The organism is Dokdonella sp., from assembly GCF_035511235.1.
In the GTDB taxonomy this organism is placed as follows: domain Bacteria; phylum Pseudomonadota; class Gammaproteobacteria; order Xanthomonadales; family Rhodanobacteraceae; genus Dokdonella.
This window is the reverse complement of sequence record NZ_DATKFQ010000013.1, coordinates 78,405-95,591: the sequence shown is the minus strand read 5'-3', so window position 1 is coordinate 95,591 and position 17,187 is coordinate 78,405. Positions and strand designations below refer to the sequence as shown.

15 protein-coding genes are annotated in these 17,187 nt (G+C 72.4%); 6 read left to right on the top strand and 9 right to left on the bottom strand.

Annotated elements, in window-relative coordinates:
* Positions 1-22 precede the first annotated feature (22 nt).
* Both VMR06_RS07770 and VMR06_RS07765 read left to right on the top strand, forming a co-directional pair.
* A complete protein-coding gene (locus VMR06_RS07770) occupies positions 23-1,741 on the top strand; it encodes a 3-hydroxybutyrate oligomer hydrolase family protein (RefSeq protein WP_325374833.1) in 1,719 nt (572 codons plus the stop codon).
* Positions 1,742-1,818: 77 nt separating this feature from the next.
* On the top strand, positions 1,819-2,514 hold the full coding sequence (locus VMR06_RS07765) for a glutathione binding-like protein (RefSeq protein WP_325374831.1): 696 nt from the start codon (positions 1,819-1,821) through the stop codon (positions 2,512-2,514).
* Positions 2,515-2,638: 124 nt separating this feature from the next.
* On the opposite strand, the gene VMR06_RS07760 is transcribed toward VMR06_RS07765, so the two are convergent.
* A complete protein-coding gene (locus VMR06_RS07760; protein WP_325374828.1) occupies positions 2,639-3,379 on the bottom strand; it encodes an ABC transporter ATP-binding protein in 741 nt (246 codons plus the stop codon).
* Positions 3,376-4,359, bottom strand: coding sequence for a hypothetical protein (locus VMR06_RS07755; protein ID WP_325374826.1), 984 nt, complete (start codon positions 4,357-4,359; stop codon positions 3,376-3,378). Before VMR06_RS07755 ends, VMR06_RS07760 begins: the two co-directional genes overlap by 4 nt.
* Before the next feature lie 130 nt (positions 4,360-4,489).
* On the opposite strand from VMR06_RS07755, the gene VMR06_RS07750 reads away from it, so the two are divergent.
* Positions 4,490-6,724 (top strand): S9 family peptidase, encoded by a 2,235-nt coding sequence (locus VMR06_RS07750; protein WP_325374824.1) that lies wholly within the window; start codon positions 4,490-4,492, stop codon positions 6,722-6,724.
* A 79-nt stretch (positions 6,725-6,803) separates the two neighbouring features.
* Here VMR06_RS07750 and VMR06_RS07745 read toward each other — a convergent pair whose 3' ends face one another.
* The 3 genes from VMR06_RS07745 to xth all read right to left on the bottom strand — a co-directional run bounded on the left by VMR06_RS07745 (position 6,804) and on the right by xth (position 9,221).
* Positions 6,804-7,670: a pirin family protein gene (locus tag VMR06_RS07745; RefSeq protein ID WP_325374822.1), complete on the bottom strand. Its 867-nt coding sequence runs from the start codon at positions 7,668-7,670 to the stop codon at positions 6,804-6,806.
* 119 nt (positions 7,671-7,789) lie between these two features.
* Positions 7,790-8,458: a YecA family protein gene (locus VMR06_RS07740; protein ID WP_325374820.1), complete on the bottom strand. Its 669-nt coding sequence runs from the start codon at positions 8,456-8,458 to the stop codon at positions 7,790-7,792.
* A complete protein-coding gene (xth, locus tag VMR06_RS07735) occupies positions 8,451-9,221 on the bottom strand; it encodes an exodeoxyribonuclease III (protein ID WP_325374818.1) in 771 nt (256 codons plus the stop codon). Before xth ends, VMR06_RS07740 begins: the two co-directional genes overlap by 8 nt.
* Before the next feature lie 344 nt (positions 9,222-9,565).
* Here xth and VMR06_RS07730 point away from each other — a divergent pair, with 344 nt between their 5' ends.
* A complete protein-coding gene (locus tag VMR06_RS07730; protein WP_325374816.1) occupies positions 9,566-10,699 on the top strand; it encodes a hypothetical protein in 1,134 nt (377 codons plus the stop codon).
* A gap of 188 nt (positions 10,700-10,887) precedes the next feature.
* A complete protein-coding gene (ltaE, locus tag VMR06_RS07725; protein WP_325374814.1) occupies positions 10,888-11,901 on the top strand; it encodes a low-specificity L-threonine aldolase in 1,014 nt (337 codons plus the stop codon).
* Here the strand turns inward: ltaE and VMR06_RS07720 are convergent.
* The 4 genes from VMR06_RS07720 to VMR06_RS07705 all read right to left on the bottom strand — a co-directional run bounded on the left by VMR06_RS07720 (position 11,883) and on the right by VMR06_RS07705 (position 16,451).
* Positions 11,883-13,925 carry a M3 family metallopeptidase gene (locus tag VMR06_RS07720; RefSeq protein WP_325374813.1) on the bottom strand — a complete coding sequence of 681 codons (2,043 nt, stop codon included), beginning with the start codon at positions 13,923-13,925 and terminating at the stop codon, positions 11,883-11,885. The genes ltaE and VMR06_RS07720 overlap by 19 nt on opposite strands.
* A gap of 57 nt (positions 13,926-13,982) precedes the next feature.
* Positions 13,983-14,651 (bottom strand): SPOR domain-containing protein, encoded by a 669-nt coding sequence (locus tag VMR06_RS07715; RefSeq protein WP_325374811.1) that lies wholly within the window; start codon positions 14,649-14,651, stop codon positions 13,983-13,985.
* A gap of 88 nt (positions 14,652-14,739) precedes the next feature.
* On the bottom strand, positions 14,740-15,474 hold the full coding sequence (locus VMR06_RS07710; protein WP_325374809.1) for a type III pantothenate kinase: 735 nt from the start codon (positions 15,472-15,474) through the stop codon (positions 14,740-14,742).
* On the bottom strand, positions 15,471-16,451 hold the full coding sequence (locus VMR06_RS07705) for a biotin--[acetyl-CoA-carboxylase] ligase (RefSeq protein WP_325374807.1): 981 nt from the start codon (positions 16,449-16,451) through the stop codon (positions 15,471-15,473). The genes VMR06_RS07710 and VMR06_RS07705 overlap by 4 nt, the downstream gene beginning before the upstream one ends.
* Positions 16,452-16,752: 301 nt before the next feature.
* Between VMR06_RS07705 and VMR06_RS07700 the strand changes: the two genes are divergently transcribed.
* The gene (locus VMR06_RS07700; protein ID WP_325374805.1) at positions 16,753-17,175 is read left to right on the top strand and encodes a hypothetical protein; all 423 of its coding nucleotides are present in this window, start codon (positions 16,753-16,755) and stop codon (positions 17,173-17,175) included.
* The last annotated feature ends 12 nt before the right edge of the window (positions 17,176-17,187 follow it).

Here is a 17,187-nt window from a genome sequence, read left to right as displayed (position 1 = left end):
TCGTCAACGATCGCCCGTCACGATGACCGATTTCCTCGTCAGCCCCGTCCGCGAAACCCGCCACGCCGGCGGCGACGATCTGCTGACCGCCGGACTCGGACCGGCCGGCCTGCGCGGCGCAGCGGCGCCGTTCGCCGATCCGGACCGCCCGAGCGCAGCGGAGCTGCGCCGCCGCGCGATCCAGGCCAGCTGGAAAGGCATCGCCGATCTCGGTCCGCTCGGCGGCTACGGCACGCTCTACGGCAGCACCGATCCGGTGCCGGGCCGCGAGTATTCGGCGTTCGCGCGGCTGCCCGGCGCACAGCAGCCGCATCGCGTGCTGGTGCAGGTGCCCGATGATTTCGATGCGCGTACGCGCTGTCTGGTCGTGACCGCCTCGTCGGGATCGCGCGGCATCTACGGCGCGATCGCGCTGGCCGGCGCGGCCGGTCTGCCGCGCGGCTGCGCAGTCGCCTACACCGACAAGGGCACCGGCTCGGGCTATTTCGATATCGACTCGCGCAGCGGCGTGCAGCTCGACGGCACACGCGCGGTCGCCGGCCAGGCGATGCTCGAGTTCGAGCCGGCTGCTGCGGCCGGCGGCGGCGTTGCGGTCAAGCATGCGCATTCGGGCGATCAGCCGGAGGCCGACTGGGGCCGCCACGTGCTGCAGGCGGCACGTTTCGGCCTGGCGATGCTCGATCGCGCGCGGCCGGACCTGGCGCCGTTCACGCCGGCCAATACGCGCGTGATCGCAATCGGCCTCTCCAACGGCGGCGGTGCGGTGCTGCAGGCGGCCGGCCTCGACGAGGACCTGCTCGACGCGGTCGTTGCGCTCGCGCCGAACGTCGCCGTGCCCGGCCAAGGCCGGCCGCTCTACGACTACGTGACCGAAGCGGCACTGGCGCTGCCGTGCGCGCTGCTCGACCGGCGCTTCGACGCGGTGCCGTTCGCGCGCGAGGCCGACGGCAGCGCGCCGCTCGCCTGGCAGGCGCGCTGCGCTTCGCTGCAGGCGCGCGGCCTGGGTTCTCCCGCTGACGCCCTGGCCGCGTTGCAGGCATCGGGCTGGACCGCCGCCGCGCTGGCGACCGCTGCCAGCAGCACGCGCCTGGATCTGTGGCGCGCGGTCGCGGCGACCTATGCCTCGGCCTATCTGCGCGCGGCGCCGGATGCGATGCCGTGCGGCTACCGGTTTGCCGCGCATGACGCGGCCGGCCAGCCGGTCGCCGCGTCCGCGGCGGTCCGCGCGGCCTGGTGGGCCGACGCCAGCGGCATTCCGCCCGGCGCCGGCATCGCGCTGCTCGAAGACGCTGCAGCGGGCGCGGATCCGGCCTGGCCCGGACTCGACTGCCTGCGCGCGCTGTGGACCGGCGACGGCGCCGATGCCGCGCGCCTGCGTGCCGCGGTCGCGGCGACCGAGGTGCGGCTGCCGCGGCGCGAGCTGCCGCTGGTCGTGATCCACGGCGAGGCCGACGGACTGATCCCGATCGCATTCAGCGGGCTGCCGTACGTCCAGTGGCTGCGCGATCACGGCCGCGCGCCGGTCTGGTGGCCGATCGCCGACGGCCAGCACTTCGACGCCTTCCTCGCGATGCCCGGCTTCGGCGACCGCTACGTGCCGCTGCTGCCGTACGGCGATGCCGCGTTCGAGCGCGTGCTCGATGCGCTGCGCGAGGGACGGGCGGTCGAGCTTGGTCCAGCGCCGGCGACCCGGCCACGCGGCGCCCGCGCGCTGGACGCCGCCGGTCTCGGCCTGCGCTGAGACGGGCCGCGCGCCGTCGGGTTGAGAACGCCGCCCGCGGCCCCACGCTGCTGGGCTGACGCCCGCGGAGACCACCGATGATCGACCTGCACTACTGGCCCACGCCGAACGGCCACAAGATCACGCTGTTCCTCGAGGAAAGCGGTCTGGACTATCGCGTCCGTCCGGTCGACATCACCAACGGCGAGCAATTCCGGCCGGCCTTCCTCGCGATCTCGCCGAACAACCGCATGCCGGCGATCGTCGACCACGCCCCGGCCGACGGCGGCGCGCCGCTCAGCGTATTCGAGTCGGGTGCGATCCTGAGCTATCTGGCCGACAAGACCGGCCGCTTCGTGCCGGCGGCGCCGCGCGAGCGCGTCGTCGTCAACGAATGGCTGTTCTGGCAGGTCGGCGGTCTCGGTCCGATGGCCGGGCAGAATCATCATTTCAGCCGCTACGCACCGGTGAAAATTCCGTACGCGATCGAGCGCTACGTCAAGGAGACCGCGCGCCTCTACGGCGTGCTCGACCGGCGCCTGGCCGATCGAGCGTTCATCGCCGGCGACGACTACACGATCGCCGACATGGCCTGCTATCCGTGGATCGAGCAGCACGCGATGCAGCAGCAGACCATCGGGGACTTCCCGAACCTCGAGCGCTGGCTCGCGGCGATCGCCGCGCGGCCGGCGACGCGGCGCGCGTATGCGATCGGCGAAGCGGTCAGCCACCCCGAGCGGCCGATCGACGATCCGGCCGTGCGCCGCGTGCTGGCGCCGGCCGATCCGCGTTAACCGCGTCGCGGCCGGGCCGCGCGCCGTGCCGCCGCCGCGCAACACCTCGCCGACCGGACATCCACGCGCGCGCACGCGCGAGCGGCCTCCACGCCGCGTGCGGGTTCGCGGCGAGGGTCGCTTCTCAGCCGGTGCGGTCGCCGATCGCCTCGGCCATCGCGACCTCGAGGCCGACGCCGTCGCGCAGCGCATCGAGCGCGGCGCGATCCCATTCGCCGACGAAGCGACCCGCGTGCAGCACGATCGCGCGGTCGACCCAGCGCTCGACGATGTCGAGCGCATGTGTGGCCAGTACCACCGCGCAGCGGCCGGCGTCGGCGCGGGCGCGCAGATGGCGCTTGAGCACGAGGCTCGAAGCCGGGTCGAGGCCGTTGAACGACTCGTCGAGCACGATCAGGGCCGGCTCGCCGATCAGCGCGAGCAGCACGCCGAGCTTCTGGCGCATGCCGTAGGAGTAGGTCGCGACCGGATCGTCCAGGCGCGCCGCCAGGCGCAGCGGCCCGGCGAGTTCGAGCACCTGGGCATCGGCGGCGGCCAAACCGTGCGCGGCGGCGTGTACGGCCAGGCAATCGCGGCCGCTCAGGACCGCCGGCAGTGATTCGGGCGCGACCGCGTAGCCGAGCCGTGCGCGGGCGCGCAGCGGCTCGTCGGCCAGCGACACGCCGTCGATCAGGATCGTGCCCTCGGCGGCGTGCCGGCCGGCCAGGCAGTCCAGCAGCGTGCTCTTGCCGCTGCCGTTCGGGCCGAGCACGCCGAGCCATTCGCCGCGCGGCACGCGCAGATCGAGCGCATGCAGCACGCGCAGCGGCCTTGGGCCCGCATAGCCGGCGCTGAGCATGCGCAGTTGCAGGGCCGGCGGATTCATCGGACCGGCCGTGTCGGATCGTGCAGGCGCCAGGCGGCGAGCGCGGTGCCGCCGGCGACCAGGCAACCGCCGAGCGCGACCGCGATCGCCGCCCCCGGCGCGACGGTGGCGCCGAGCAGGCCGCCGGTCGCCGCGGCGATGCCGGCGACGGCGGCCAGCGCCGGCGCGAGCAGCGTGACCGCCAGACGCCGCGGCGCCAACGCCGCGCTGCGCAGCCAGCCGGCACCGCCCAGCACCGCGAGCAGGCCGCGCAGGCACTCGCTCGCGGCCAGCGTGCCGGCGAGGCCGAGCAGCAGGCCGATCACGTCGGCGATCGCGCTGCCGATCGGCAGCGCCAGCAGCAAGGCGCCGAACAGGCGTGCGTGCAGGCCCGGATCGGCTTGCGCGCGCGCCTGCCGCAGCGGCCACGCCGCGAGCACGCGCCAGCCCGATCGCGGGCGGCGCGACGGCGCGGCGGCGCGCAATGCACGCGACGCGCGCGATGCGGCCGGTCGCCGTCCGAGCAGCGCGCCGGCGACGCTGCCGGCGAGCATGCCGGCGCCGATCAGTGCGGCCAGCGTCGCCGATCCGCGCGCGGTGCCGCCGGCGACGCTGGTGACCGCGAGGGCGGCCAGCGCGGCGGCCAGCGCCGGCAGCTGCGCACCGGCCAGGCGCCAGGCGTCCGCTTGCGCCGCCTGCGCCGGCGCGATCGGCAGCCCGCCGAGCCAGCTGCGCGGCCGTTCGGCGAGCCAGAGCCGGCGCAGTCGCAGCGCGCGCAGGCCGGCCAGCAGCGCGACGAGGCCGAGGCTGCGCTCCGGATGGGCCAGTGCCGCGTCGAGCAGGCCGCGGGCGCCGGCGAGCGGCGCGAGCAGGGCCGCCGCCACGAGCATCGGCGCCAGCATGGCGGCCGAGGCGATGGCGAACGGCCGCCGCCAGGCGTCGCGCCGGCGGCGGCGATCCTCGAGTCGGCGGGCCAGCAAGGCGGCGTTGGCGGTCGGCATGGTCGACTGTGGACAGCGGATCGGAGCGGGGATTCCCGGGGCAGGATCGCCTCGTGCCCGGCGGCGAATACAGCCGTGCACGCCGGGCCGCGCGAACGCGGCGATAATGCCGCTTCCACGGGAGAAAGCGATGCGAGCGTTGTTGTTGGCCGCGACGATGGCGGCCGGAGTGCCGGCGATGGCCGGGAAGCTCGAGCTGTCGAGCATCTACGAGGGCGGCGGCCTCAACGGGCCGGTCCCGCGCAGCCTGAAGATCTCGCCGGACGGTCAGCGCGTGACCTTCCTGCGCCCCAAGGCGAGCGACCAGAACCGGCTCGATCTGTGGGAATACCACGTCAAGGAGCAGCGCACGCGGCTGCTGGTCGACGCCGACAGCCTCGCCGAAGCCGAACAGGAACTCGGCGAGGCCGAGCGCGCGCGCCGCGAACGTGCGCGCATGGCCAGCCTGAGCGGCATCGTCGATTACCAATGGTCGCCGGACGGCACGCGGCTGCTGTTTCCGATCGGCGGCGCGCTGTATCTGTACGACCTGGGCGCGACCGACCAGCCGCTGCGCAAGCTCGACACCGGCGGCGATTTCATCGCGCCGCAGATCTCGCCGGCCGGCGGCTACGTCTCGTTCGTGCGCGAGCAGGACCTGTGGGTGATCGATCTCGCGTCCGGTACGCGCCGGCGGCTGACCCGCGACGGCGGCGGCACGGTCCACAACGGCGAGGCCGAGTTCGTCGCGCAGGAGGAGATGCATCGCGACGAGGGCTACTGGTGGGCGCCGGACGATTCGGCGATCGCGTTCCAGCGCTACGACGAGGCCGCGGTGCCGGTGGTGCGGCGCATGGAAATCTATGCCGAGCGCGCCGATCTGATCGAGCAGCGCTATCCGGCGGCCGGACAGCCCAACGTCGAGACCCGACTCGGCCTGGTCACGCCCGACGGTGGCGACGTGCGCTGGATCGACCTCGGCGAGGATCGCGACATCTACCTGGCACGCGTCAAGTGGCTGCCCGATGCGCGGCGCCTGTCGTATCAGATCCAGTCGCGCGACCAGAAGCGCCTGGATCTCAAGCTGGTCGACGTCGCCACGCTCGAACAGCGCACCGTGCTCAGCGAGCGCAGCCAGACCTGGGTCGAGCTCAACGACGATCTGCATTTCCTCGCCAAGCGCGATGCCTTCGTCTGGGGCAGCGAGCGCACCGGCTTCCATCATCTGTACCTCTACGACCTCGACGGTACGCTCAAGCACGCGATCAGCCGCGGCGACTGGAACCTCGACGGCGTGGCCGCCGTCGACGAGAAGGACGGCCTGGTCTACGTGACGTCCAATCGCGATTTCGTGCCGGATACGCAGATCTACGCGCTCAAGCTCGATGGCTCGAGCGCCGATCGTCCGCAGCGGATCAGCCGCGAGGACGGCACGCACGCGGCCACGTTCGCGAAGAACGGCGCGTTCTACGTCGACACCTTCAGCGACCCGCACACGCCGCCGCAGGTCAGCGTGCGCAAGCCCGACGGCAGCCGCCTGGCATGGATCGAAGAAAACCCGCTCGACGCGCGGCATCCTTACGCGCGCTTCCGTGGCGCGTTCGTCGAGCCCGAGTTCGGCACGCTCAAGGCCGACGACGGACAGACCCTCTACTACCGCCTGTACCGCCCCGCCGACGCGCCCGGCGAGGAAGCCAAACGCCGGCCGGTCCTGGTCTTCTACTACGGCGGGCCCGGCGTGCAGACCGTCACGCGCAGCTGGGGCGATCACTTCAACCAGTACCTGGCGCAGCGCGGCTACGTCGTCTTCACGCTCGACAACCGCGGCATGGCGCGGCGCGGCCGCCAGTTCTCCGATGCGATCCACCGCCAGCTCGGCGCGGCCGAGGTGGCCGACCAGCTCGCCGGCATCCGCTGGCTCAAGGAGCAGGACTATGTCGACCCCGCGCGCATCGGCGTGTTCGGCTGGAGTTACGGCGGCTACCTGACCACGATGATGCTGAGCAAGGCCTCCGACGAGATCGCGGCCGGCGTCGCGGTCGCGCCGGTCACCGACTGGTCGCTGTACGACACGCACTACACTGAGCGCTATCTGTCCACGCCGGCCGACAATCCGGCCGGCTACATCCGCAGCACGCCGTTCGCATGGCTGGACGGCCTCAACGCGCCGCTGCTGCTCGTGCACGGCATGGCCGACGACAACGTGCTGTTCACGAACTCGACGCGGCTGATGGCGGCGCTGCAGGACAAGGGCACGCAGTTCGAGCTGATGACCTATCCGGGCGGCAAGCACGGCCTGTCGACGCCGGCGATGCGCATGCACGTCTACACGCTGATCACCGGCTTTCTCGACCGCAAGCTGATGCGGCCCGGTCCGAAGCCCTGATCCGGCGCACGCGGCGCGGCGCGCTCGAGCCAGCCGCGTCGCGACACGGTCCGCGGCATCGCCGCGGACCGTCCGGCGTTCAGAAGCGGCCGGCCTGGAAATCGCGGATCGCCGCGACGATCTCGTCCTGCGTGTTCATCACGAACGGACCGTACTTGGCGACCGGCTCGCCGAGCGGCCTGCCGGCGACCAGGATCAGGCGTGCCGCCTGTGCGCCGGCAGTCACCGTGATATCGCCGCCGCGGCCGAGCACGGCGAGCTCGCCGCGCGCCACGGGTTGCGCGGCACCCTCGGGCCCGACCGCGACCTCGCCCTCGAACACATAGACGAACGCATTGTGGCCGGCCGGAATCGGCAGGCTCTGCCGGCAGCCGGCCGGCAGCGCGACATCGAGGTACACCGGCGCCGTCGCCGCCGCGTCGACCGGACCCTGCGCGTCCTCGAAGCGGCCGGCGATCACGCGGACCTGCGCGCCCGAGGCGGTGGTGCGCTCGGGAATCCGTTCCGGCGCGATGTCCTGGTAGCGCGGCGCGGTCATCTTGTCGGCGGCCGGCAGGTTGACCCAGAGCTGGAAGCCCCACATCAGGCCGTCTTCCTGCTCGGGCATCTCCGAATGCACGATGCCGCGGCCGGCCGTCATCCACTGCACGCTGCCCGGCGTCAGCAGGCCCGAATTGCCCTGATTGTCGCCGTGGCGCATGCGCCCGGCCAGCATGTAGGTGACGGTCTCGAAGCCGCGGTGCGGATGGTTCGGGAAGCCGGCCAGATAGTCGCCGGCCTGGTCGGAGCGGAACTCGTCGAGCATCAGGAACGGATCGAGCATCTCCAGCGCGCGCTGACCGATGACGCGGGTCAGCTTGACGCCGGCACCGTCGGACGTCGGCTGGCCGCGTACGAGCTGCAGCACGCGGCGATCGGACGGCGGAGAGCTGGGGACTGCGGACATGGCGACACTCCGAAACGAGGAAGCCGCCAAGATGTCGGCGCGGAGCCCCGCGCTCAAGCGCCCGGGCGTGGACGCGCTGGCGCGCCGGCGTGAACAATCGCCGCGCGGCGCGCGGCGTCTCAGTGCAGCGTGCGGCCGCCGCGCCGGCGCTGCATGCCGGGGCGCCGGCTCGCCGCGGCATCGCGTGCGGCGCGCTGCTCCTCGGCGCTCGGCGGATGGTTGCGCCAGTACTCGGCGACCGCGGCGACGACGCCCGGGATGTGCGCCAGGCACTCGTCGTACTCCTCGTCGCTGAGCTCGGCGAACTCGGCATCGGCCTCGAACACGCCGTCGTCGATCGCCAGCGCGATGATCGGGCCGAGCAGCTCCATCAGCTGCGTATCGCTGCCCAGGCGCGATTCCCAGGCCGACGCGCGCAGGTCGATGCCGCGGCTGAAGCCTTCGCACCAGCCGCGCGCGGTGTAGACCGTCGTGCCGTCATCGTCGTCGATCTCGCCGAGGATCGGCTCGTAGGCGCCGGTCTCGAGCTCGGGCGCGATCGAGTCGTTCAGATGCGCCAGCAGATGCAGCACGCGCTGGCCCTGATCGGGGTCGATGAACGGCTCGTGCAGCACGTCGGGCAGCCATTCCTCCGGCTTGGCCGGGACCGGACCGATCGCCAGCGCGGTCAGCAGGCCGTGGACGCCGTCGAGCAGCAGGTCTTCCTCGCCGCCGTGCGCGCGCAGGAACTGGTCCAGTTCTTCCAGCTCGTTGTCACTCGGAGAAGAGGGCCAGTCGTGTTCAGTCATCGGCAAGTTCCAGCAGGGCGGGCGCGTGGTCCGAAGGACGGTCCCAGGCGCGGGGCGTGCGGTCGATAGTGGCGGCACGCGCGCGTGCCTTCAAGCGTTCGCTGGCCAGGATCAGGTCGATCCGCAGACCGAGATCGCGGCGGAAGCCGGCCTGGCGGTAATCCCACCAGCTGTAGCGGCCCGGTTCGGCGTCGAGCAGACGGAAGCTGTCGAGCAGACCCAGATCGAGCATGCGCCGCAGTGCGTCGCGCTCGGGCGTCGAGCACAGAATCCGTTCATGCCAGGCGACCGGATCGTGCACGTCGCGATCGTCCGGTGCGATGTTGAAGTCGCCGAGCACGACCAGGCGCGGATCGTTGCGCAGCTCGCCCTCGAGAAAGCGCGTGACCTTGGCCAGCCAGTCGAGCTTGTAGGCGTACTTCTCGCTGCCGACCGCCTGGCCGTTGACGACGTAGAGATTGGCGATGCGCAGATCGCCGACGGTCGCGACCAGGATCCGCCGCTGCGGATCCTCGAGCCCCGGCAGGTCGGTCACGACATCGTGGATCGGCTCGCGCGCGAGCAGCGCGACGCCGTTGTAGGTCTTCTGCCCCGAGTACGCGACCTGATAGCCGAGCGTCTCGACCGCCTCGCGCGGGAACTTGCCGTCCTCGAGCTTGGTTTCCTGCAGCGCCAGGACGTCCGGCGCGGCCGCCGCGGCCCACTGCTGCAGATGCGGCAGGCGCACGTTCAACGAATTGACGTTCCAGGTGGCGATTTTCATGGGTATGGATGGGGTCTCGGGCCCTGCTCGGCGGCGGTCCTGAACGCAGGCCGCACCGCGATCGAATCGCCGATTGTAGGCCAGCGCCGTGAAGCGGTGGCGGCGCACCGTCGCCCTGGCCGGTTCCGCTTCGCGCCGTGAGCCGTTTTCGCCGCAGCCTACGCATAACCGATCGGACGGACGTGCGGCGACGTGCGCAAAACCGGAACGACGCGCGCAGGCGAGCCGATTTCAGACGACGTGGCCGAGCGGTGGCGAGCCATGGCCGCGCCGTCACGCGCGAGGCGCCGGGTTCCTCGCCGCTTCGACGTCCGCGTCCGAATCCCACGAACGGAGGTTCCATCATGGTCAAGATCGCGGCAGCGGGCCTGTTCGCGCTTTCGCTGGCCGTCGCCGCGCAGGCGGCCGGCTCGGCGCAGATGCCGGCCGGGGCCGAGACGCCGGACGGCAGCGGCACCTGGTCGCAGCTCGGCGCGTTCGGCGCCAGCGGTTCGATCAATGCGTTCGCGGTCTATGGCGGCGAGCTGGTCATGGGCGGCGAGTTCACGTCGATCGGCTCGGCCAGCCACTTCTACGTCGCGCGCTTCGACGGCACCACGTGGTCGTCGCTCGGCACCGGCACGAGCACCTACGTGCAGGCATTGAGCGTCTACGCCGGCGAGCTGGTCGCGGCCGGCAGCTTCACGATGGCCGGCGGCCAGACCGTCAATCGCATCGCGCGCTGGAACGGCAGCAGTTGGTCGCCGCTCGGCAGCGGCATGAACGGCACGGTGCTGGCGCTGGCGGTCTACCAGGGCGAGCTCTACGCGGCCGGCGCGTTCACGACGGCCGGCGGTGTCGATGCGGGCCGGATCGCGAGGTGGAACGGCAGCCAGTGGATGCCGGTCGGCGGCGGGATCGACGGCACGGTGCGCGCGCTGGCGGTCTATCGCGGCGAACTGGTCGCCGGCGGCGCGTTCTTCACGGCCGGCAGCACCAGCGTCAGCCGGATCGCGAAATGGAACGGCAGCAGCTGGTCGGCGCTCGACTGGGGTACCGACGATGCGGTGTTCGCGCTGACCGTCTACGGCGATGCGCTGATCGTCGGCGGCGACTTCAGGAGTGCGAACGGCGCCAATACCGACCGCGTCGCGCGCTGGGACGGCACGGCTTGGTCGACGCTCGGCAGCGGCGTCGACAACGTCGTGCGCGCGCTCGGCGTCTACAACGGCGAGCTGATCGTCGGCGGCCGCTTCGGCACGGCCGGCGGCGTCACGGCGCCGCGCATCGCCAGATGGAACGGCGCGGCTTGGTCGGGCCTCGCGTCCGGCATCTCCGGCGGAGGCCCCAGCAGCGGCATCGTGCAGGCGCTCGGCGTCTACGGCGCCGATCTCGCCGTCGGCGGCAGCTTCAGCAGCGCCGGCGGCACGCCGGTCCTGCACATGGCGCGCTGGCGCGACCTCGGCAACGATCCGATCTTCAGCGCCGGCTTCGACTAATCCGGGTCCGGGCCGGCGCTGCGCGGCCCGCCCGGTCACGCACATCCCTGGGGCGCGCCCGGCAACGGCGTGGCGCGGCCCAATCCGCACGAGCGCGTCGACCCGCACTGGTCAATCTCCGGTATCGGCCGCTACGCTCACCGGGCCGTCGCACTTCGCGTCGGGACCTTCCGCGACGAGCCCCGCCGATGATCGACCTGCGCAGCGATACCGTGACCCGACCGACTGCGGCGATGCGCGCCGCGATGGCCGCCGCGCCGGTCGGCGACGACGTCTACGGCGACGATCCGACCGTGCGCCGGCTCGAGCAGCGCCTCGCCGGCGACCTCGGTTTCGAGGCCGGCCTGTTCCTGCCGAGCGGTACGCAGACCAATCTCGTCGCCCTGCTCTGCCACTGCCAGCGCGGCGACGAGTATCTGATCGGCCAGGAAGCGCATACCTACAAATACGAAGGCGGCGGCGCGGCCGTGCTCGGCTCGATCCAGCCGCAGCCGATCACGCAGGCCGCCGACGGCAGCCTGCCGCTGGATGCGCTGACGGCCGCGGTCAAGCCGGACGATCCGCATTTCGCGCGGACGCGCCTGCTCGCGCTCGAGAACACCTGGCATGGCCGCGTCGTGCCGCAGGCCTATATCGTCGAGGCGGCGGCCTGGGCGCGCACGCGCGGACTGGCGGTACATCTGGACGGCGCGCGTCTCTACAACGCCGCGATCGCCTCCGATGTGCCGGCTGCGGACCTGGCCGCGCCGTTCGACAGCGTATCGGTCTGCCTGTCGAAGGGCCTCGGCGCGCCGGTCGGCTCGGTGCTGGCCGGTTCGGCCGCGCTGATCGCGCAGGCGCGGCGCTGGCGCAAGATGCTCGGCGGCGGCATGCGCCAGTCCGGCCTGCTGGCGGCGGCGGGACTGCATGCGCTCGATCACCACGTCGCCCGGCTCGCCGACGACCACGCGCGTGCGCGGCGCCTGGCCGACGGTCTCGCCGACGCCGGCTACGCGCTGCGCGGCTGCCATACCAACATGGTCTTCATCGACGTGCCGGCCGAGCGGCTGTCCGCGTTCGCCCAGCACCTGGACGCCCACGGCGTGCGCGCGAGCATCGGCTACCTGCCGACAGTGCGGCTGGTCACGCATCTGGATCTCGACGACGCGGCGATCGACCGCGTGATCGAGGTCATGCGCGCGTTTCAGGCCGCCAGGCCGTAACTGCGCAGCAAGGCGTCGGGCGTCGGCTCGCGGCCGCGGAACTCGACGAACGATTCGAGCGCCGGCCGCGAACCGCCGACCGCGAGGATCGCGCGCCGCCAGGCCTCGCCGACCTCGCGATTGAACACGCCTTCGGTCTCGAAGCGGTCGAACGCATCGGCCGACAGCACCTCGGCCCACAGATAGCTGTAGTAGCCGGCCGCGTAGCCGCCCGAGAAGATGTGCGTGAACGTGTGCGGAAAGCGGTGCCAGGCCGGCGGCACGATCACCGCGGTCTCGCGCCGCACCTCCTCGAGGATCTCCAGCGCGCGCGCGCCGCGCGCCGGGTCGTAGCGATGGTGCAGCAGGAAGTCGAACAGGCCGAACTCGAGCTGGCGCACCAGGAACAGGCCGGACTGGAAGTTGCGCGCGGCCTGCATGCGCTCGAACAGCGCCTCAGGCAGGCGTTCGCCGGTCTGCCAGTGGCGCGCGATCAGATCCAGGCCCTCGCGCTGCCACGCGAAGTTCTCCATGAACTGGCTCGGCAGCTCGACCGCGTCCCACTCCACGCCGCCGATGCCCGAGACGCCGGCGACTTCGACCTCGGTCAGCATGTGGTGCAGGCCGTGGCCGAACTCGTGGAACAGCGTGACGACATCGTCGTGCGTCAGCAGCGACGGCGTCGCACCGGTCGGCGGCGCGAAGTTGCAGGTCAGATAGGCCACCGGCAGCTGCAGGCCGTCGTCGGTGCGCATCCGCGTCGTGCACACGTCCATCCAGGCGCCGCCGCGCTTGCCGGTGCGCGCGTAGAGGTCGACGTAGGCACCGGCGAACACGCGACCGGCGGTATCGACGAGATCGTAGTAGCGCGCGTCCGGATGCCAGACGTCGACGTCCTCGCGCGGCCGGAAGCCGACGCCGAGCACGCGCTCGACGACCGCGAACAGGCCGTCGATCACGGCCGGCAGCGGGAAGTACGGCTTGAGCTCCTCCTCGCTGAGCGCGTAGGTGCGCATGCGCAGCTTCTCGGACGCGTAGGCCACGTCCCAGGGTTCGAGCGTGTCGATGCCAAGCTCGCCGGCGGCGAACGCACGCAGCTCGGCCAGATCGCGCTCGGCCATCGGCCGAGCCTTGGCGACGAAGTCGCGCAGGAACGCGATGACCGCGTCGGCCGAGGGCGCCATCTTGGTCGCCAGAGATTCCTCCGCGGCGCTCGCGAAGCCGAGCAGCTGGGCGGCCTCGTGGCGCAGCGCGACGATCCGCTCGATGCGTTCGGAATTGTCGTAGCGGCCCTCGTCGGACTGTTCCGAGGCGCGCGTGCCGTAGGCGCGGTACAGCCGTGCGCGCAGCGCGCGGTCGTCGGCATAGGTCAGCACGGCCTGGACGCTCGGCTGCTTGAGCGTGACAAGCCAGCCGTCCAGATCTTTCTCCTGCGCATACGCGCGCAGCACGGCCAGGCCCGACTCGGGCACGCCGGCCAGCGCAGCCGCATCGGTGACGTGCTCGCTCCAGGCGTCGGTCGCGTCGAGCACCGCTTCCTCGAACTCGGTCGAGAGCTTGGCCAGCTCGTTGGAGATCTCGCGGTAGCGCGAGCGCGCCGGTTCCTCGAGCGCGACGCCGGACAGCACGAAATCGCGCAGCTCGTGTTCGACCGAGGTGCGCGCGGCGCGCGGCAGCGCCGCGAAGTCCGGCGCATCGGCCACCGCCTTGACGGCGGCGTAGAGCGCGCGGTTCTGGCCGAGCGCGGTGTTGAACGCGACGATCTTCTCCTGCGCGGCGGCATAGGCCTTGCGCAGCGCATCGGAATCCTGGACGCCATGCAGATGGCCGACCGGCGACCAGGCGCGCGACAGGCGATCGTCGAGGCGCTCGGCGACGGCCATGACCGAGTCGTAGCTGCGCGGCGCGTCGGAGGCCAGCATCGCGTCGATGCCGGCCTGGTAATCGGCGAGGATCGCGTCGATCGCCGGCTCGACGTGTTCGGGGCGGATCGCCGAGAAGCGCGGCAGGCCGGTCTTCGCGAGCAACGGGTTGGAATCGGTCATGAAAGCGGGTGTCCGTGAGGCTTGAATGAAATGCGCCGCCGCGGCGGCATATGCCGGTCAGAAGCAGTCGATCGGTTCTTCGCGCAGTTCCGGCGCACCGTCGATGCGCGGCCGCCACGCGATCGGCAGCTCGTCGCGCGTCGCGTAGTCGATCCAGTACTGCGGCATCTCCTCGGTGCGGGCGGTCATCTGCGGCTTCAAGCCCAGCGCGGTGATCTCGGCACGGCGGCGCTCGGCGTTGAGCTGATCGCGGAACAGGCCGAGCGAGATCGTGTTCTGCTGGTCGCCGGCGGTGACGATGTAGTAGTCGCGCATGCCCTTGGCCGACAGTGCGCGCGCGGCGGTCAGCGCGCGTTCGCGGGTCGGGAACGCCGGCAGGTAGACCCACCAGCCGCGCGACTGCGTCGTGCGCGTCTCGCGCGGGCGGATCCGGTTGACCAGCGGTGTCACCGCGGTGATCGCGGCGCGCTGGTCGGCCTGCGTCGCGAACGGACCGATCGACTTGCAGGTGTCGCTGCCGATGTCGGCCGCGGTGTCCGGCGCGGCGGCGAGTTCGGCGCTGACCGCCTCGGGGTCGCGATCGCGTTCGGAGAGCAGCTCCAGGCGCGGCACGCCGCCGTCGCCGGCCTCGACCGCCTGCGTGCGCTGCGGCGGCAGCGCGAAGATCCAGCCGGCCACGCCGAGGTTGAGGACCAGCAGGAGCAGGAACAGCAGGCGAATGAACATCGGTCGGGTTCGGACGGACGGCAACGATGGACCGGCGAGGAGGATAGAGCTTTGCGCGCGGCCTGTGCGCGATGCGCGTCGCGCGGCCTCAGCCCGACGCCCAGCGCGCCAGTCCCTGCAGCACCAGATCGTCGATGCGCTCGGCGTCGGGCAGCCACGGCGCCAGTTCGTCGGCGCCGCCGCCGGCCAGCACCAGGGCCGGCCAGGCGCCGAGCGGTCCGGCCGCGCCGCTGCGAAAGCGCTCGGTCAGCGCGACCGCGGCCAGCACGGCGCCCGACTGCACCGCGTCGGCGGTCGAATCGGCGAGCAGATGCACTTCGCGCGAAGGCGGCAGCAGCCGCGCGGTCGCGGCGGCGAGCGCGCCGCGCGTCAGCGTCGGGCTCGCCGCGATCAGACCGCCGAGATGGCGCCCGTCGGCCGCCAGTGCATCGAGGGTCAGCGCGGTGCCGACGCTGACCAGCACTTGCGCCCGCGGCTGCGCGTGCAGCGCGACCAGCGCCAGGAAGCGGTCGACGCCGAGCCGCTGCGGTTCGGCATAGGCATTGCGCACGCCCAATGCGCTGGCCGGGCTGCGCACGAAGCTCACCGGCACGCCCGGCAGCGTCGTATCGAGCAATGCGCGCAGTTCCGTTTCGCGCGCGTCGGATACGACGCTGGACACCAGCACGCCGTCGATGCGTCCGGCCAGGGCCGCGAACGCGGTGCCGAGCGCATCGGACAACGCCGGCGCATCGGCCGCGACCGGCTGGCCGGCCGTGAGCCGGCCGGTGGTCGCGGTCGCCCACTTGAGCCGCGTATTGCCGAAATCGATCAGCAGTTTCATGGTCCGCCGAGCCGGATGCTGACTTCACCGCTGTCGACGCGGACCTCGCCGTGACCGGTGTCGAGGCGCAGACTGCCGTCCGCCCCGAGGCCGCGGGCGATGCCGGTGCGCTCGCCGGCCGGGCCGATCGCGCGCACCGGCCGATCGCGCAGCGCGTCGAGCCGCGCGTAGTCCTCGGCAAACGCCGCCAGGCCGTGCGCGGCGAAGACGTCGAGTCCCTCGATCAGCCGCGCCAGCACCCGGCCGGCCAGACGATTGCGGCTGGGCAAGTCGTCCGCGAGGCTCGCCAGATCGATCCAGGGCTGGTCGATCGCGATCGCGCGGTCGAGCCGCAGATTGATGCCGATGCCGATCACCGCGTAGCAGGGACCGAGCGCATCGCCGCCGAGCTCGATCAGGATGCCGGCAAGCTTGCGGTCGCCGGCGGTGACGTCGTTGGGCCACTTCAGGCGCGCCTGGTCGACGCCGCAGTCGGCCAGCGCGCGTACCACCATGACGCCGACCGCGGCGCTGAGGCCGGCCAGACCGGCCATCGCGCCGTCGAAGCGCTTCAGCAGCGAGACCGCCAGGCCGCCGCCGAGCGGCGTCTGCCAGCTGCGTCCGCGCCGCCCGCGGCCCTGGGTCTGCAGTTCGGCCAGGCAGGCCAGCCGGTCGCGCCGGTCCTCGCCGGCGCGGCGCAGCAGGGCGCTGTTGGTCGAATCGAGCTGCCAGTGCACGGCGAGATCGCCGAGCCGCGCCTGCTGGACGGCGTCCAGGCCGTCGAGGATCGCCGCGGCATCGAGCAGCTCGAGCGGCGCGTCGAGCCGGTAGCCGATGCCGGCCTGCGCAGTGACGGCGAGCCCGGCTGCGCGCAGCGTCTGGATCTGTTTCCAGACCGCCGCGCGGCTGAGCCCGAGCTGGCGGGCAAGGTCGGCTCCCGAGGCATCGGGTCGATCGAGCAGGGCGGCCAGGACGGCGGGAGGCGAGGCGTGCGACATCGCCGCGCAGTGTAGCGGCGCGGCGCGCCCGGCACGCGGGTGGCGGGCGCACGGGCGCCGCGTCGGCGCGGGCGCGAGCGGTCCCTTGCGTGTCCGGCCTGGCCGCCAGCGGACGCCGCGGCCTGTCCGGCACTGTCCGCTCGCGTCCGCGGACACTTGCAAAATCGAGCTGTATCAAGCAATTGGCGGCTGGCACGATGCCTGCTTGACGTTTGGCACATGCACTGGCGTTCAGTTCCCGATCATGCGAGGATCGCCGTTCTCGACGCCATGCGACCGGTCCCCCCACTGGATTCGACCGATGTCCTTACGCAGCTTGTTGCTCAGCAGCCTGGCGGGTCTCGGACTCCTGCTCGCCGTTTCTGCCCCGGTCTGTGCCCGGTCGATTCCGTTCGGCCTCGGCGCCGTGGCCGGCGGCGATTCGGGCATCGAACCGGCGCGCACCTCCTCCCCGCGTGGCGGCGAGCCCGAAGCGGTCCGTGAAGGCGGCAGCGGCGGCTATCTGCGCAGCGTCGGCACCGTCAGCAGCGGCGCCGCCGCACCGGCCCTGCCGGCGCTCCCGGCCGCGGCGCCGGCCGCAGCGGACGACGGCGACGACGACGCGGTCGCGGTTCGCCCGGTCGCACCGGTCCGCGCCACCTTGCCGGGTGCCGCGGGTGCACCCGCCGGCGAGCGCAAGACCGGTCATCGCTGGCAATCGCTGGTGCCCGGCGCGATCAAGTGACCGCCGCGTGCG

Bases quoted from the DNA above. Each gene is read 5' to 3' on its own strand.
- VMR06_RS07730 (WP_325374816.1), top strand. From the start codon at position 9,566: ATGGTCAAGATCGCGGCAGCGGGCCTGTTCGCGCTTTCGCTGGCCGTC.
- VMR06_RS07745 (WP_325374822.1), bottom strand. From the start codon at position 7,670: ATGTCCGCAGTCCCCAGCTCTCCGCCGTCCGATCGCCGCGTGCTGCAG.
- VMR06_RS07740 (WP_325374820.1), bottom strand. From the start codon at position 8,458: ATGACTGAACACGACTGGCCCTCTTCTCCGAGTGACAACGAGCTGGAA.
- VMR06_RS07715 (WP_325374811.1), bottom strand. From the start codon at position 14,651: ATGTTCATTCGCCTGCTGTTCCTGCTCCTGCTGGTCCTCAACCTCGGC.
- VMR06_RS07710 (WP_325374809.1), bottom strand. From the start codon at position 15,474: ATGAAACTGCTGATCGATTTCGGCAATACGCGGCTCAAGTGGGCGACC.
- xth (WP_325374818.1), bottom strand. From the start codon at position 9,221: ATGAAAATCGCCACCTGGAACGTCAATTCGTTGAACGTGCGCCTGCCG.
- VMR06_RS07705 (WP_325374807.1), bottom strand. From the start codon at position 16,451: ATGTCGCACGCCTCGCCTCCCGCCGTCCTGGCCGCCCTGCTCGATCGA.
- VMR06_RS07720 (WP_325374813.1), bottom strand. From the start codon at position 13,925: ATGACCGATTCCAACCCGTTGCTCGCGAAGACCGGCCTGCCGCGCTTC.
- VMR06_RS07750 (WP_325374824.1), top strand. From the start codon at position 4,490: ATGCGAGCGTTGTTGTTGGCCGCGACGATGGCGGCCGGAGTGCCGGCG.
- ltaE (WP_325374814.1), top strand. From the start codon at position 10,888: ATGATCGACCTGCGCAGCGATACCGTGACCCGACCGACTGCGGCGATG.
- VMR06_RS07700 (WP_325374805.1), top strand. From the start codon at position 16,753: ATGTCCTTACGCAGCTTGTTGCTCAGCAGCCTGGCGGGTCTCGGACTC.
- VMR06_RS07770 (WP_325374833.1), top strand. From the start codon at position 23: ATGACCGATTTCCTCGTCAGCCCCGTCCGCGAAACCCGCCACGCCGGC.
- VMR06_RS07760 (WP_325374828.1), bottom strand. From the start codon at position 3,379: ATGAATCCGCCGGCCCTGCAACTGCGCATGCTCAGCGCCGGCTATGCG.
- VMR06_RS07755 (WP_325374826.1), bottom strand. From the start codon at position 4,359: ATGCCGACCGCCAACGCCGCCTTGCTGGCCCGCCGACTCGAGGATCGC.
- VMR06_RS07765 (WP_325374831.1), top strand. From the start codon at position 1,819: ATGATCGACCTGCACTACTGGCCCACGCCGAACGGCCACAAGATCACG.